This window comes from Latilactobacillus fragifolii (assembly GCF_905332535.1).
GTDB lineage: Bacteria > Bacillota > Bacilli > Lactobacillales > Lactobacillaceae > Latilactobacillus > Latilactobacillus fragifolii.
The window spans coordinates 348,311-363,969 of the sequence record NZ_CAJOCF010000002.1; the positions used below are offsets into that span (position 1 = coordinate 348,311).

A 15,659-nucleotide genomic window follows, 5' to 3' on the forward strand; every position below is an offset into this window, starting at 1 on the left:
TCTCAACATTAAAGAAAAAAGACGCACACAAATTTTAAAAATTTGTGTGCGTCTTTTGTTGGCTAATCAATCATATCGACATTTGGTTCCCACTTATCCATCGTATCGAATAAGTGGCTCGTTTGGGCGAACAATTGAGCGAGATCTGCATTGCCGTTATCTTTAAAATGTTTAAAAAATAGGTAAAAATCAACTTCCAATTGATCAACCATGCGCAATCCCTGCTCATTCAATGAAATGAATACTTTCCGTTGGTCCATTTCATCACTGCGATTTTTAACAATCAAGTGTTTTCTGAATAAAACATTAATTTTACGTGAAATTGCTGGGCCTGAAAGATCAAAAATTTCCGATAATTTCGTCACTTCAATGTTGGGATTCAATTTGACCGCTCTGAGAATTAAAAATTGATCATAAGTCAAGTCGTGCGTGACCGTTAAATGATTTATCTTATTGTAAATTTGACCAATTTGCAGATACCATTCGTTGAATTGATCAACAAGATTACTATCCGTTTCTGGTTGCATCGAACCACTCCTTTACATAAACACTAAATGTGATTATTAAGTGTTACCACTCAAAAATAACACAAAATGTATAAAATTAAAAGATTCACGTTTAAAATATTAACAATTATCACTAAGGCCATTTACTAGTCATCATTAAAATTAATTTTCTCTGGATGCTAATCGGAACTTCCAGTAAATTAATCACATTTATCGGTTTGTAACCGTTTCACTAAAATGGAGCACCACTCTGCACGCTGTTGATATCTATGCTAAAATGAAGATATTAAAAGCTATTGATGGGGGATTACGATATGAAACGAATCACACTTTATTTAGTGCGTCATGGCCAGACCTACTTTAACCGTTATAATCGGATGCAAGGTTGGTCAGATTCACCACTCACTCCAAAAGGCATTGCCGATGCCCAACGTGCTGGCAAAGAATTAGCGAAGGTTAATTTTGCCCAAGCCTACTCTAGCGATCGGAGTCGCGCGATGGATACCGCTAAAATTATTCTCCATAAGAATTTCTATCTCGATACGCCATATGCTATCACACCACACTTCCGGGAGGAGTTTTATGGCTATTTTGAAGGTGAAGATTCACCCAAAGCTTGGTACATGGCCGGGGCTAGTCACGATGCCAAAACCTTCCAAGAAATCATTACCAAATACTCACTTGATGCTTCTAAAGATTTCATGAAGGCGGCAGATCCCTTCCACGATGCTGAAGATGCCGCTGAATATTGGGCGCGCATCGGTAAAGGTTTTAAACAACTCCGCGCTGAATGTTCCGATGGTGACAAGGTCTTAATGGTCAGTCATGGCACAACAATCCGCAGTATTGTGGGTAAATTTGGAAACGGTCAGTTCGACGTCACCGTCAGCCCAATGAACGGTAGTATTACTAAAGTTATTTTAACAGATGAAGGCGTTAATGTTGAAAGTTATAATCAACTAACGCTCCAATAATAAGCGCGCCACAGACCCATCCTGCACCGACGCAAAAAAGACCCCCTTAATCTGAAATTTCAGATTAAGGGGGCCTTTTGATTTTGCTTAAATCTCAAAATCTATTGCAATCATTCGCTATTTAACTTCTTTTAACACAATTCCTTTGTAAAGCCATGTGGTGAGTACGTAGTAGATTGCGTAGAGCACGATAAAGATTGAAAACGGAATCCATAGATCATGATAAGGATTAATCATAATCGTTTTGAATAGTTGTAAACCAAAGAGGACGTGGATGATGCCGACAATTCCTGGTAAAAGGAATAAGACACCAATTTCTTTGGCAATTGATTGTTGTAATAGCTTGCGCCGAGTCCCAATTTTAGCCAACATAGTGTAGCGTTTAACATCGCTAGCTGCACCAGATAGAATCTTAAACATCAAGCAACTTGCTAACATTGCTAAGAAGGCAATGCCCAAGAAGAAGCCCATAAATTCAAGGCCGCTGAACATACTGTTAGCAAGCTTATAGTTAGCATACTTACTACGATCCATCGCGGCTCCGTCGCCTTTGGCTAACTCAGGATTAGCAATCACTTGTTGTGCGTGAAGTTTCTTGATGATGGCTAAATTAGTTGCAAAGTCTTTGACCCGATATGTTTTAATTTGCGTGGCTGCTCCCGCAACTTGATTAAACGTAGCGTCTGAGACGACTTTAACCGTCTTACTAAATTGACTTGGGACTTGAATTGCCTGCAGTGCTGAAGTATCACCAGCTTGAATCGCACTAAGCGTTACCGGTTTAACCCCCTTTGCACGGACAACGCCACTTCCCTCACTTAGTTGAACAGCCATAATCGGTGTCTTTTTAAGTTGCGTTGCACGATAATAAACGGCTTTTGCATCCTCTTTCACATCGTAATTGGCAGTTGCCTTAACACCCTTTAAGTCTTTAGTCAGCCGTAATGCTTCTTGGTTGGGTTGGTTCAAAACAACATCATAAGGGGCCATTGTTTCTGCCATTTCCGGAATTTCACTTTGGTAACCAATCCCGACAGTAATCGCCCCCAATGCCAACGCAAACAGTATCGCCACTAACGCGAGCATTTTCGTATAATCTTTAATCCGAAAACTCAATTGGGCTAACGTAAAATTGTTTAAGCCCCGATTGCGAATCTTGCTATTTTGTTTGAGCAACGTAATCACCCAGCCGAAAAAGGCATTAAACAAGAAGTAAGTTCCCAACACAATTGTCACTAACGCCACAACTAAGCCCATCATTTGGAATGTGGCGACTTTAATCATCATATAGTAGCCAACCACTAAGAACAACAAGCCAAAAATAATTTGTCCGATTCGCCCTAATTTATTTTGGGAAACGCGATTTGGCTGTTGATCGTCACGCAAAAGCTGTAAAACAGGTGTTTTTAAAAGTTGGAATTGATTAACCACTGCCGCAATGATGAACAAGACAATGAAGAAAATCAAGGTTACTAACACGGCTGGTAAGTAAAATGGTGAGAAATGCTCAATCTGAATATCCATTTGAGACAGTAACAGATTGCTAACAATTTGTGTCAATCCAACCCCTAGCGCCGTCCCAATAAGCGTGGCAGCCGTCCCAATGACTAATGTTTCCGCAGCAATGAGTTGGGCAATTTTGCGCCCTTTTGCCCCGAGCATCATGAACATCCCGTAATCGCGACGGCGCATACTCATTAGGAAATTATTCGCGTAGATAATGTAAACCAACGTGATAATGCCTAATAAAACAGAACCTATTTGGAAAACAAAGCCCGCCATACTGACTGGCGAATTGCTTGTTATGAAACTTTTATTGATGGCCAGTGCTTCGAACATGTAAAAAATGGCGCTTGCCATAATCAGGCCAGAAAAAAGGACTAAATAGTCTTTCAAACGGCCTTTAATGCCGGTTAATGATAGCTTTAATAACATATTTAGACTTCCTCCTAGTGGTTAAATGTGCCCAATGTATCTAAAATATCTTGATAAAAGGCTTCGCGACTCTTATCGCCGTGAACGAGTTCTTGACCGATTTGACCATCTTTAATGAACAAAATCCGTTGACAATAACTTGCTGAGAAAGGATCGTGGGTAACCAACAAAATCGAAACCCGTTGTTCTTCGTTCAGTTGAGCCATTGTATCCAACAATTCTTTGGCGCTCTTGGAGTCAAGCGCGCCCGTTGGTTCGTCGCCAAATAAAATGGCTGGATTGTGGACTAAGGCCCGTGCAGCGGAAACCCGTTGTTTTTGCCCACCTGATAATTCGGTTGGGTATTTATTTAATAAACTATCAATGGACAAAGTTTTGGCGATTGATGTGACTAAATCGCGGACTTTTTTGCCACCAACATTTTGCAGGGTTAATGGGAGGGCCATGTTTTCATAGGCCGTTAAATTTTCTAATAAATTGAAGTCTTGGAACATGAAGCCAATTTCCTTAGCACGAAAATCAGCTAATTCATTCCCCTTCAAACCGTTAATTGCTTGACCATTGATTTTCACCTGACCAGCCGTTGGTTGATCGAGGGTTGATAAAATGTTCAATAACGTGCTCTTCCCTGAACCAGACGCCCCCATGATGCCGACGAATTCACCTTGTTTCACATCAAAAGTAACCCCCTTTAAGGCTGTATATTGCTTTTCATTTGGTTTACCGTATGTTTTTTTAACGTCTTTAACACTAACGACTGTTGGTGTGTCCATTAATAATCCCTCCAAGTTTATGATAACTTCATCTTACAAGAGATTGGCATCCCAGGCGTGCTTTTTAGATGACATTTTACACGGCTGAAATAACAATTTTGTAAGCTGATTCCTTCGTTCTTTAAAAATCAATGTGAAATCCTCAAAAAAGTTTTGTCTTCCCTTTCTGATTTGACTATAATAAAAACATTGTGAATTTTCAGAAAAGGGGTTTCTTTACGATGGATGAAATAGAACCAAAAAAGAAATATATTACCTGGCAAGTCCTTGCTTTAATGGATTTTGTAACGGTTATTGGATTTGACGACATCATTTATAATTTCCAAAATCAAGGAATGGCCGTTGTCTTCTCATGGGTTGTCTTACTATTTGCTTATGTCTTACCCTATGAATTAATGGTCGGTCACTTAGGCTCGGCTTTTAGCAAAGATGGCGGCGGCCTGTCCAGTTGGATGCGGCATACAAGTGGTGACGTTTGGGGTTACTTAACCGCTTGGTGTTACTGGGTGGCCAGTTTACCCTATTTAGTCGACGTTGCCAACTCAATGGTTGTTTCCTTCTTTTGGATTATTACCGGGAATGGGAATCTTGAAGACAAGCTCTCACGGGCTTCCTTTGCGCTGCTAACGGCCGCCATTACGATTCTCTTTATCTTCTTCCAACACAAGTTTACATCGTCGCTACAGGTGCTCAGTATCGTTGGGGGCGGCGCAATGTTTATCATGACCATCCTCTTTGTCTTAATGACCTTTGTTGGCTTATTGAATGGTGGTCACATTGCAACCCACCCATTAAACGCACATACCTTCATTCCCAAATTTGATTTACACTACTTCTCAACCATCGGCCTCTTAATCTTCGCCATGAACGGCGCCGAACTAGTTGCACCATACGTTGGCCAGATGAAAGATGGTAAAAAAGACTTTCCCAAAGCCATGATGGCTCTTGCTTTAATGACCGCCTTTTTAACCATCTTTGGTTCATTAGCCATCGGTGTCTTCTTCGATGCTAACCACTTACCAACTGACTTAAAGATGAATGGCTCATACTACGCGTTCTTAGCCCTTGGTCAACAATTCCACATGGGCAAAGTCTTACTCTACATCTTCGCGGTTACCCAAGCAATCTACATGGGCGCTCAATTAGCAATGTTACTCGACGGCGGCACTCGAATTTTCTTGTCCGACACTGCCAAACAATTCTTACCCAAAGCACTGACTAAGACTAATAAACAAGGGCTCCCGATCAACGGTTACTGGTTAACCACTGGGATTTGTACCTTTGTATTAGCGTCTAGTGCCTTTCTCCCCGAGATTAACGACATTTTCAACTGGTTGTTAAACATCAACGGCATTGTCTCACCATTTGTCACTTGCTTCATCTTTGTCGCCTTCTTACGGGTCCGTTTCAATAGTGACAAGTTCCCATCAGAATACGTTTATATTAAAAATAAACCATGGGCCATTATCGTTGGCTTCTGGTGTTTAGCCATTACAGCATTCGGAACGATCTTTAGTATCTTCCCCCAAGATGCCACACCAGGTACGGCTAAATATACGCACGAATTAATCTTAAACATTGTCGTCTCAGTCGCCTTAATGGGGCTCGGCGTCATCTTACCACTAGTTGCGAAATTTCAACGAAAACGAGCAGCCTAAATAAAAAAGCAGCTTCCACTTGGAAACTGCAACTATCAACATAATGCGGGCATTATCTAGCGGATATCTTGAAACAAGACATCCACTGGGTAATGCTTTTTTTGACGGCAACCTTTAAAAAAGCCTTCTGAAACAACTATGCACCTTAGTTAACTAGCCTAAAAAAGCACGTCACTGTTAAGATTTATTAGCCTTAATCTTAACGAATGGCGTGCTTTTTTATTATCGCCGCGGTGCCCTACTTAAGAGCGGAGGCGTTTTTGCTTTTATTCTAAAATGGTTTGATTTATCTGCCGTAAGTACGCTAAGTCCGTTGCTTTAATGCCAGTATGCTTAGTAATAGCCTTCTTTAGTGCTTCGTACTTGCGCAGACCTTCTTCAGTCGCTTCTAGCCAAACAGTCCGTTGGTCATGTTCCATATCACGGATTTTGCGAATAAACTTTTTGCTTTGTAGGGTGTTTATTTTACGGGAGGCCGCTGGTGCAGAGGTACCAAATACTGCTGCGATCTGACCTGGTGTGTTACGCGTTAATTCCACAATTTGTTCCAACACCAGAAACTGGTCATAACTTAAGCCGTGTTCCTCACTCAATTTGTTCAATTGATTCGTGATGTTTTGACACTCTAGATACCACTCACTAATTAATAATATTTTTCTTTTATCTGGCATCTGTACCCCTCCACCATCCATTCAATGATTGTTTAACCTATGTATGATAAATGATTGTCGGCTAAGCCAAAGCCGACAATCATTTATTAAAATAACCGATCTACTTATTCATACTGAATTAAGCAGCAGTTGATGATAATGTCCATGTTAAGTTTGCTTTGTAGATGGCATTATTAACTTGTGCCCCTTGTGGCATTGTTAATTTAATGTCTTCTGGTGCCCAACCAAAGACGTTAGCCCCTTGGCCTTCCCCATCAGCAGCTGTTGCAACCGTTACGTCAGAACCATTGTCTTTAAGAACGGTCCCAAATGATTTAGCAATTCCTGCAGCTGAAATGTCAGTATCATCAGCAGTTACACCAGTAGCTATTGAATCAGCTGCCCATGTTGCATCGTTAGCATCTTTTGTTAATTCAAAGACTTTTTGAGTTCTGCCATAAGCGGTGTTGTTGAAGCTTAACTTAGCACCGGTGATTGTTTCTGAAGTTTTGTTACCAGCACTATCGACAGCTGTTAAAGCATCGTCAGATTTAACTGATAATTCCCATGAACCTGACTTAGGAGTGGTTGTTGCAGCATAACCAGTTCCTGTACGTGTGATTTGTTTATCAACAACTGTTGCCCATGCTTTGCCTTTAACGTTTGCAAGTGCTGAATCATTTGTGTTCAAGATCCGTGTCTTGTTAGCATCTGTATTGTCATAACTTGCAGCCATGTCATTGCTTGCAAGGGTTGTGTTTTTACCATCAGCAGTAAAATCACGTTTTGAGTTGTTAAGCAACTTGTGGTTACCAAAGTCTAATGTATGTGGCACCATTTGGAGACGTAAGTACCCTGTATTACCATTATCTGAGTTATCACCAAATGAAATCCCAGCAACTGTTTTATCAGTCATTGGTAGTGGTGTCCCACCATTGTCATCAGTTGCTGATTGTGAACCCTGTGTTGATGTTGCAGCAAATGATGCTGTTGGTGCTAAGATTGAAAGTAATGTTGCGCCAGCTAAAACTGAACTTGTTAATTTTGTGAATTTCATGTGAAATTCCTCCCTAAAAAATTTTTTTGCACACATGTGCTTTTTATTACATCACAAACTCGGATACCCGATGTTTGTGGTTGTAACCATTGATTAATTGGTGGTGCGTCACGACTACATCGTAATCGTCGTATAAACGTTGTAACTATGATGGACATAAGCGGCCATTATACCGGTCCCAATGAAAATGATTGATAGTATCGTTACCAGCGCAATCATGCTCCATTTCGTTTTTTTGTATCCAAATTTATTGACCATCTTTTGCATGGTGCTCCTTCTTTCTCTGCTTAATCACGTGAAACCTATAGACAACTATGCTGACAACTAAAATTAAGGTGAAAACGCTAATGCCGATAATCCAATTGCGTCGCAATAAGTAGGCTGCGTTGTACTGATTAATATACTTCGCTTGAGATTTTGAAATAGCGACATACTGATGAAGTGTCTGTTGATAATGATCACTTTTGATCGTCATGGTTAGTTGATAGACCCCCGGCACTAGCCGCTTACCCCCTAATAACGTATCCAAGTAAAACTGCGAATTTGGTGCGATCTTAGCGTTGTTAAACTGACGACCGTAGTGTACAAAAGACCATTTTTTATTTTGCAACGCCACCTTGATCTTGGTCCATTTTAAATACATCGGATCAGGATTTTGCACCAATACGCTGATGGCAGCCTGATGATTGGCCGTCAACCGCGTTTTTATTTTGGGCGAAGTTAATTTTTGATAATGGTTGGTGGGTAACTTTTGGCCGGTTAGAATCAAGCCGATGGCGTAGCGATAAGTATTTTTAACTGCCGTTTTTTGATTGGTCTGACTCGCACTTAGATTAATGGCCGTTGCCTTAACCCCTTCAAAATTGTGAGGCACCTGGACTTTAATCGTTAGCCACTTGGTTGCACCCGGCGCTAATGGTGTTTGCTTAGGGACGGTTACCCATTGGCTTGCTGGTGCCGGCAATAAGCGCGGATTAATAGCATGACTACCCAGATAATCGACCGTTGCATTATCATTTGTTGTTGCATCAGCTACTTCGCCCATAATATTCAGTGACTGATTAGTTGGGTTATAAACTTTAATCCGGACCGTTCGCGGTTGGTGTTTTTTAACCTTTAGATTAAAGTAGCCAATTCGCCGACCGCCAATGTTATTTGCCGGTAATTCAGGCATCAACATAAAGGTCGCCTTTTCTGTTTTGGGAACTTGCGGGGTCTTTTTGGTCCCAGCATTAGCGGGTTGTTGCCCCATAAAAAGCAGCACACTGAGTAATAAGATGGTCATTAGGCCGTTGCGTTTAAAGTTCACCATGAGAACTATCCAATCCGGATAACGCGATATAAACCGAATGCTGCTACTAATAGCAATGTCCCAGCAGCAGTCATCGCGTATAGCCATTTATTTGTTGGGCGTTGAATCGATCGCTTATTCAAATCGGCGGCCGCCGCCCGAGAGACTTTCAAATTTTTCTTGAATGTCCATGACATCGGCAACTTGTTCCATAGATTCTCACCGGTCACCTTCACAGCCACTTGATAAGTTCCCGGTTTCATATCGTCATAAGCCCAAGAAACGGGTAACGTCACTGATGAATTGGCCGACATGCTAGAACCTTCTTTTTCATAAATCCGTTTGTCAGCAAAGAGCCCTTTTTTAGAAACAACCGCTTTAAAATGAATTTTCTTCAGAATCATCGGTTGCACATTCCGTAACTTAACGCCTAATGCCGGCCGATTATCGTATAAAATGGGTTGCGTTGAATCATACTTCAATTCTGGATAGACCTTATAGTGCGATCCACGTAAGATAACACCAATCATATAGGCATAGTTACTAGAAATGGTTTGATCTTTTTGATCACCATTGTTGCGATACTCGATAAAATGCCAGCCACCGGAGATTAAGCCATTAAACTTCTCGTTGGGCATTTTAATCGTTGCCTGAACAACCGTCGTTTCTTCAGGACCAAGATGAATGACCCGATCTGATTTTTTGACCGCACCAATGGTCGTAAAGGGAATCTTAAGGCTCGGATCCAAACCACTCGTACTGGTTTGGAATTTCATATCGCCGCCCATTTGGGTCATCCCATTTTGAAACTCATTTTTGACCGTAATGTTGTGATTGGTAAAATTTTGCACCCGCATTTTAATCACATGCGTTGTACCTGGTGCAAATTGAACATCGAAGTAGTTTAAACTTTCATCAACTTGACCTTCCGGCATAATCGGTTGAATTTCGAAGTCGGCATTTTCGTTTTGTGAGGCGGCTTGAACTGGATGTAATAAGCTAAAACCGCCTACTAGTCCAACAACCATGCCCAAGATAATATTTCTTAATAACTGTTTTTTTAACACGCTTCAATTCCTCCTATGGTGCTACCGATAATGACCACTCTAAGACGGCCGTATATTTTGTATTGTCCCGTTTAGTCGTTCCTGGTACGAAAAGCCCAATACTACTGCCGGCTGTCTGTCGATCGCCAAATTGGTAGTGCCAGATGCCTTTGCCGGGGTCATCATAGCGGTTTGTGGCGTTGCTTTGATCGTCTTCAATCTTTTCTTTTTGATACGTCCCTGTTTTGGTTAAATTCATTAGGGTTTTAGGGGTTTCACCAGGATTGATCATAAATTCAGGTTGGAAATCAATTTTGCCTTTAGCCGTGTTGGACGCTTCTTGCACAACATTGCCATGCTGAAAACGCAGTTGCGCATTTTTTAGTTCCTGTTGACGATCATCCGTAAACTGGCGTTTTTGCTGAACTTGTAATGACCAATCCGAAACACCATAATTGTCCGTTACCGTGACTTTTTGTGGCGTCTTTTGTGGATTCAAGTAATACGTGACATCGCGTTGTGTTCGGTTATATCGTCCGAAATCCCAATAGTTAGGGGCAGCTAATGACAACATCTTTTTCTTGTAGCCATACGTGATTACCCGATCTTTAGCTGCAAAAACGGGGTCATCTTTATATGCGGCTGACCAATTGGCGCTTGGCAGCGCTTCGTCTTCCGTAACTGACAGCACCGTGTAGTCCTTAATCACTTTCGGCGCGACTCGCTCGGCAGTGACCGAAGAAAGTGGTTCACCGATTGTCCCTTTATAGGTCACGGGTGCTGAAATTAATGTTGGCGGCGCCGCTGGATGGTGCAAATCTTCATCTAAATCAACATAACGAATTGTGATCGTCCCCTGGCCCCGTTTTAAGCGCACTTTATTGAAGTTGGGGGTGGTGACTGCTTGTCCATCAATATCCGTTGTAACTTCTGGTTGAATAATACTTTGATTATCGGGGGTCGCTAGTGATGCTTCAAAATCCACATCTGCCATTAATGTGCCGGTAAGTTGATACCCAATGGCAATCGTTAATGTGTGCCCTGGTTCTAATTTCTGATGATTGCCCCAAGTAGTCGTATCGATATTCAAACGATTATTTAACAGCCCATCGCGAACGGCTGTATCTAAGCTGGCTGGTTGAACCCAAGCACCGCCATCTAATGAATAGCTCGCCTCTGTAAATTTGAGTGGCGGCTGCCCTGGCATGTTGTCAACATAGTCGTATTTAAAATGATTGATCACAAAGTGCGTTATCGCATCCGTATTATTAGCATCCGATGTCACTTTGATTAACCGGTAATACGTATTCGGCGGTGTATTAGTGAGCCCTGTTGCGATTTCCTGGGTGCTATCGGCTAGTCGATTAGCATCGATTGCTTGACGAATGGCAAGTTTGACTGGTTTTTTAATCGTCACCTTCGCATCATTGGAATGGTTTGTATCCGCGCCATTAACCGCGCTTGCTGTGTTATCAATTACTTTTCGATTGGTATCGCCAACTTTGGTTTCAAAGACAACTTTGGCATTGCCCCCAATTGGAATCGGACTCGTTAAAGTTATCTGTTGCTGATCGTTAAACAAGCCGGTCTGACTCGTCACAAGTTGGCCATTAGCATTAAAGTATTGCACTGTCACATTCCCGGTCGGCGTCAACACCGGATCTAATAGATCCTCGACAACCGTCCCAGCCGGCACCTCTCTGGTCTTAGACATATTGATGATTGCCACCTGATAACTAACAATGTCATCTGGTTTCGCTGCTGTTTCAATCCCGTAATCTGTTTCACCATTTGTAACGTTACGGACGCGTTTTTGCATTGTAAACGCGATGTTTTCAACAATAACTTGCACATCAGACGAATCATGCTTAGACGCTTTGTCGGTATAAATATCCATCGAGTTCGTGATTGTTAAGCCAGCTGCTGATTGATCAATATCGGCTTCAAATGTCACATAAACTGTTTCATTAAAACCCATTGAACCTGGTACATTAACCGTTAAATTACCTGATACTGGATCATAAACATCTGGACTTAACGTTTGTTCTTTACCCGTGTTATCGACTAACTTAATCGTCGCTGTGTCGACAATGAATTGTTTAGGAACTTTATCAGTAATTAAGATATCTTTTAAACTGGTATCCCACTCTGTATTACGCCCTAAAAGTTTGAACTGTAGCCGATCACCAACCCGATTAAAGCCGTCTTTCGATGTTAAATTAGTAAACGACTTGGTCGCTTCGACATTATTGAAATCAGTATCGCTGGATAACCCAAAATCTAAGTTAACTTGATAACGCTCATTGGGCTGAACTTCTTTAGTCGCCCACTTAAAATGCCAAACAGGATGGTTATAACCATGGCCCCGATACAATTGGAATTTACCAGGATCCGTTAAATCCCGGTTAGTCCCGTTAATCGTCCACCCCTCAGACTGCAAGGGCGAGCCATACTTGTTCGAATATTGTGTCCACTCATTACCGTAATAATTATTATCATCTTCATGGTTAATCAATTCATAATCAGGATCATCTGGATAGCCATCTTTCCAATACGTGAGTTTAAACGGCACGCGATCCGATGGTGCGCGGTCTGTATAGGTGTACAAGCCGGTTGTTCCACCCAGCGAATAGGTTGGGGTACTCTTATGCAACCCATCTAAGTCCATATGCATTGAATAGCTCCACGCCATTAACTTGGGTTTTTTCAGCAATGAAATGAAGCGAATTTGAGCCCTAATCCGCCCCTTTTGATTAATCGGCTCCATCGTGACGCGCAAAATCCCTTCCGGTTGACCGTCAGGACCATTAGTCATCGCGTAAGCCCGTAAGCCTGGATGGGCACTATCTTTTTTGTACATTAATTTATAGATTGGAAACGTCTGTTTCGGTGCGTCACTCCCTAATGCGTGCACCCGAGCATCCGTTCGCCGTGGATTATAGGATTTAAAATGACTAAAATCAGTGTCCGCCGTCAGTAACGACAACCCTGTTTCCCCATAAGCTCTATCAGTCGCATCACTATTGGTCCCATGATTATAAACTGCGGAGAAAATCTTGCCTGACTCTGTTTCACTTAATAGCTGAAAGAACGCGGCATCCGGTACATTTTCACGGTTATCACTGCCAATTGGAACTTCATATTGTCCAGAGCCCCAATTACTACTACCATTCGGATTTCGACCACCAGTATAGTAACCACCAAAATACATATAATATTTACGATGCCCAACGTTAGCTGTTTCATCCACTTTGATCGGCACTTTAATATTCTTATCGGTTTGGACCCAGCCATCTTGTTCACCCGGATCATCAATCGATGGTGTTTCCAGAACTGATTGCGATTGGCTTTTGGCAAGTGGTAATTTTTCTTTCAGCGACGATGTGACACTATTGACTAGTGACGAACGTTCTGAACTACTATCAGTTGCGCTACTAGCAGATGACTGTTGTGTATCCAACTGAATTAATTCTTTAAACAATAGTGGTTGTGAGGCATATTGCTCGCCACCCATGGTTGTTTCAACGACCATTTGTTGTTTCACTAAAGTATTAACGTCACCGATTTTAAACACCAATTGATATTGTTTAGTACTTGCTTTTGGATCAGTAATCGCTTCTGCCTTGGCAGTCTGCTTCAACGTAATCTTGTTAGCTTGATCTTTTTCGAACGTCAATTGATAGGTTGCCTGATTATTTAACGCCGTCGTTTTAGCTTGATCAAACGTCAAGCCGCTCGGTGTATGCAATGTTAAATCTCGTTGAACTTTTGATCGTTCATTCACAGTAATTACTAGCTGTGTTTTAGTTGATGCCTGCTCATTTGGCGTTAACGTCAGCAATGAATCGACCTTAGTAACCCCCTCAGCGATGCCAGCGCCTGCCGTAACCACTACTTGCAAAATGAGTAACATTAACAATAACGAACCAATCAGTGCATTTTTCGTACGATGCTTCATTCTTGCACCCTCCCAAGTCAAATATCTCCCAAAAAACGATTAAAAATGGTGGTTCATAACTTATGAGTTGTGACCCCTTGGCATGAAAGAATTTTTTGGCGTTTTCAGAAAGTCCGTAAATTTATCCGCAAATTAAAAAAATCCGAAAAACAGCGCTCAACCATTGATTCTAAAGGGTTTTTAATGAACGGATGACAATTATCGTCGCGCGAAATATACTTGCACATAATCAAACAATGATATAAACTAATCTTATCGGTGACCGGTCACAACTTATGAGTTATGAACCAAGATTATATTTTTCAGATTAAATTGACGCACTACTATAATGTTGATTAAATCAACAATTACCGTCACAGATAGTTTCGCTAATAAAAAAAGGCTCCGCACCAACAATCGTTGGTGCGGAGCCTTTTAAGTTCTATTTTACCGGATATTTATTGTTTAAATAATAGTAGCATGGTAAGCCTAACAAGGTGATGCCAATCCCAATAAGGGTTAGCATCGTCTGCGTGAATAATGTATTCACAACAATAAAAATGCCACCAAGAATGGCAATGATTGGAATCACTGGATAACCAAGTGTGCGATATGGCCGATTTAAATCCGGTTCCCGTTTGCGCAGAATGAACACGGCAATAAACGTTAGCACATAAAAGAGCCAGATGACAACAATCAACATATCGGTCAATGTATTAAAGCCACCCATAAACATCATAATGATGGCAATACTAATTTGCACCAAACCACTGATAACCGGCGTCCCCGTTTTAGAGAGGTAGCGTAGTTGCCGACTGAATGGTAAGCGATTCTCGAGCGCCATCGCGTATGGAATACGCATTCCCGTCATCGTATAACCGTTAATGCCGCCGTAGACGGAAATTAAAATCCCGATAGTGATGATTTTACCACCCACACCACCAAACAGCACCCGGGCCACTTCTGAAGCAGCATTCGGGTTGCCGGCGATCTGATTAATTGGTAACACAAGGACGAAGACGGCACTCACTAAAAGATAGACAACCATGGTGCCAGTTAAGCCCATTAAAATCGACCGCGGTAAATCACGTTCTGGGTGCTTCAATTCACCGGCGATGTTGCCAACGTGAATCCAGCCATCATACGCAAACAGCGTTGCTAGAACACCACGCCCAAGGGCTGATAGGAAGCTCCCTGAACCATTTGAACGGGTCACGTCAAATAATGATACATGCCCCGCATTGCTCCCCGGATGGATTAATCCAAATACAATAATAATGGCCAGCGGAATTAATTTAAAGACGGTTGTGAAGGATTGAAAGAGCCCACCAACCCGGGAGCCAAAGAAATTCAAGATTGTTAAGCTGAGTCCAACGATAATTGCAATTGGAATCTGCCAGTGAGCTGACCAACTAAATAAGTTAATGCATTGGGTTGCAAAAACAATCGACAACGCCGCAATATTCGCTGGAAAATAGATTGTTGTTTCAGCCCAACCTAATAAAAAGGCCGCTAAACTACCGTAAGTATGTTCAATGTAACGCATCATCCCGCCGGTTTCTGGAATCGCAGCCGCTAATTCAGCAACTGTTAGGCCAGCACAAATCGTGATTAACCCCCCGATTAGCCAAGCAAGCATGGTTAGCCCGGTGGAGCCGGTCGCATGCGTCACGGGATCGGCTTTAAAAAACACCCCCGCACCGATGACCGTCCCCATCACAGTGGCTAAGGCGGCGGTAAAGCCAATTGTTTGATTTAATCCTTGCTTTTCCGTAGCCATCTTAATCGCCTCCTAATATCATTTATAATATTTATTATGACACGTTAAAAGC

The 15,659-nt window shown here is 41.9% G+C and carries 12 protein-coding genes; 2 read left to right on the plus strand and 10 right to left on the minus strand.

The annotated features are described in order from the left end of the window. Nucleotides 1–62: 62 nt before the first annotated feature. Nucleotides 63–527 carry a MarR family winged helix-turn-helix transcriptional regulator gene (locus J7Q78_RS04355; protein WP_208422465.1) on the minus strand — a complete coding sequence of 155 codons (465 nt, stop codon included), beginning with the start codon at nucleotides 525–527 and terminating at the stop codon, nucleotides 63–65. Nucleotides 528–820: 293 nt separating this feature from the next. On the opposite strand from J7Q78_RS04355, the gene J7Q78_RS04360 reads away from it, so the two are divergent. After that, nucleotides 821–1,480, plus strand: a complete 660-nt coding sequence (locus tag J7Q78_RS04360; protein ID WP_154242731.1) for a histidine phosphatase family protein — start codon at nucleotides 821–823, stop codon at nucleotides 1,478–1,480. Between the two features lie 117 nt (nucleotides 1,481–1,597). On the opposite strand, the gene J7Q78_RS04365 is transcribed toward J7Q78_RS04360, so the two are convergent. Together J7Q78_RS04365 and J7Q78_RS04370 are read right to left on the minus strand one after the other, a co-directional pair. After that, nucleotides 1,598–3,415, minus strand: a complete 1,818-nt coding sequence (locus tag J7Q78_RS04365) for an FtsX-like permease family protein (RefSeq protein WP_208422466.1) — start codon at nucleotides 3,413–3,415, stop codon at nucleotides 1,598–1,600. Nucleotides 3,416–3,429: 14 nt separating this feature from the next. Then, nucleotides 3,430–4,188, minus strand: coding sequence for an ABC transporter ATP-binding protein (locus tag J7Q78_RS04370; RefSeq protein ID WP_154242729.1), 759 nt, complete (start codon nucleotides 4,186–4,188; stop codon nucleotides 3,430–3,432). Between the two features lie 221 nt (nucleotides 4,189–4,409). On the opposite strand from J7Q78_RS04370, the gene J7Q78_RS04375 reads away from it, so the two are divergent. After that, a complete protein-coding gene (locus tag J7Q78_RS04375; protein WP_208422467.1) occupies nucleotides 4,410–5,846 on the plus strand; it encodes an APC family permease in 1,437 nt (478 codons plus the stop codon). A 266-nt stretch (nucleotides 5,847–6,112) separates the two neighbouring features. Here the strand turns inward: J7Q78_RS04375 and J7Q78_RS04380 are convergent, their stop codons facing one another. The 7 genes from J7Q78_RS04380 to J7Q78_RS04410 form a co-directional block, all read right to left on the minus strand. Continuing rightward, on the minus strand, nucleotides 6,113–6,517 hold the full coding sequence (locus J7Q78_RS04380; protein WP_208422468.1) for a MarR family winged helix-turn-helix transcriptional regulator: 405 nt from the start codon (nucleotides 6,515–6,517) through the stop codon (nucleotides 6,113–6,115). A 118-nt stretch (nucleotides 6,518–6,635) separates the two neighbouring features. After that, nucleotides 6,636–7,553 carry a WxL domain-containing protein gene (locus J7Q78_RS04385; RefSeq protein WP_208422469.1) on the minus strand — a complete coding sequence of 306 codons (918 nt, stop codon included), beginning with the start codon at nucleotides 7,551–7,553 and terminating at the stop codon, nucleotides 6,636–6,638. Nucleotides 7,554–7,667: 114 nt separating this feature from the next. Further along, a complete protein-coding gene (locus tag J7Q78_RS04390; RefSeq protein ID WP_154242725.1) occupies nucleotides 7,668–7,820 on the minus strand; it encodes a hypothetical protein in 153 nt (50 codons plus the stop codon). Further along, entirely contained in the window at nucleotides 7,801–8,865 is a 1,065-nt protein-coding gene (locus J7Q78_RS04395; protein WP_208422470.1) for a DUF916 domain-containing protein, read from the minus strand. Before J7Q78_RS04395 ends, J7Q78_RS04390 begins: the two co-directional genes overlap by 20 nt. A 5-nt stretch (nucleotides 8,866–8,870) precedes the next feature. Then, a complete protein-coding gene (locus tag J7Q78_RS04400) occupies nucleotides 8,871–9,911 on the minus strand; it encodes a DUF916 and DUF3324 domain-containing protein (protein ID WP_208422471.1) in 1,041 nt (346 codons plus the stop codon). A 13-nt stretch (nucleotides 9,912–9,924) separates the two neighbouring features. Next, the gene (locus tag J7Q78_RS04405) at nucleotides 9,925–13,848 is read right to left on the minus strand and encodes a WxL domain-containing protein (RefSeq protein ID WP_208422472.1); all 3,924 of its coding nucleotides are present in this window, start codon (nucleotides 13,846–13,848) and stop codon (nucleotides 9,925–9,927) included. A 421-nt stretch (nucleotides 13,849–14,269) separates the two neighbouring features. Further along, nucleotides 14,270–15,607, minus strand: a complete 1,338-nt coding sequence (locus tag J7Q78_RS04410; protein ID WP_208422473.1) for an APC family permease — start codon at nucleotides 15,605–15,607, stop codon at nucleotides 14,270–14,272. Nucleotides 15,608–15,659: the final 52 nt, after the last annotated feature.

What these genes read in the sequence shown, in the direction of transcription:
- J7Q78_RS04355 (WP_208422465.1), bottom strand. Translation starts at nt 527, where the DNA reads ATGCAACCAGAAACGGATAGTAATCTTGTTGATCAATTCAACGAATGG.
- J7Q78_RS04360 (WP_154242731.1), top strand. Translation starts at nt 821, where the DNA reads ATGAAACGAATCACACTTTATTTAGTGCGTCATGGCCAGACCTACTTT.
- J7Q78_RS04365 (WP_208422466.1), bottom strand. Translation starts at nt 3,415, where the DNA reads ATGTTATTAAAGCTATCATTAACCGGCATTAAAGGCCGTTTGAAAGAC.
- J7Q78_RS04370 (WP_154242729.1), bottom strand. Translation starts at nt 4,188, where the DNA reads ATGGACACACCAACAGTCGTTAGTGTTAAAGACGTTAAAAAAACATAC.
- J7Q78_RS04375 (WP_208422467.1), top strand. Translation starts at nt 4,410, where the DNA reads ATGGATGAAATAGAACCAAAAAAGAAATATATTACCTGGCAAGTCCTT.
- J7Q78_RS04380 (WP_208422468.1), bottom strand. Translation starts at nt 6,517, where the DNA reads ATGCCAGATAAAAGAAAAATATTATTAATTAGTGAGTGGTATCTAGAG.
- J7Q78_RS04385 (WP_208422469.1), bottom strand. Translation starts at nt 7,553, where the DNA reads ATGAAATTCACAAAATTAACAAGTTCAGTTTTAGCTGGCGCAACATTA.
- J7Q78_RS04390 (WP_154242725.1), bottom strand. Translation starts at nt 7,820, where the DNA reads ATGCAAAAGATGGTCAATAAATTTGGATACAAAAAAACGAAATGGAGC.
- J7Q78_RS04395 (WP_208422470.1), bottom strand. Translation starts at nt 8,865, where the DNA reads ATGGTGAACTTTAAACGCAACGGCCTAATGACCATCTTATTACTCAGT.
- J7Q78_RS04405 (WP_208422472.1), bottom strand. Translation starts at nt 13,848, where the DNA reads ATGAAGCATCGTACGAAAAATGCACTGATTGGTTCGTTATTGTTAATG.
- J7Q78_RS04410 (WP_208422473.1), bottom strand. Translation starts at nt 15,607, where the DNA reads ATGGCTACGGAAAAGCAAGGATTAAATCAAACAATTGGCTTTACCGCC.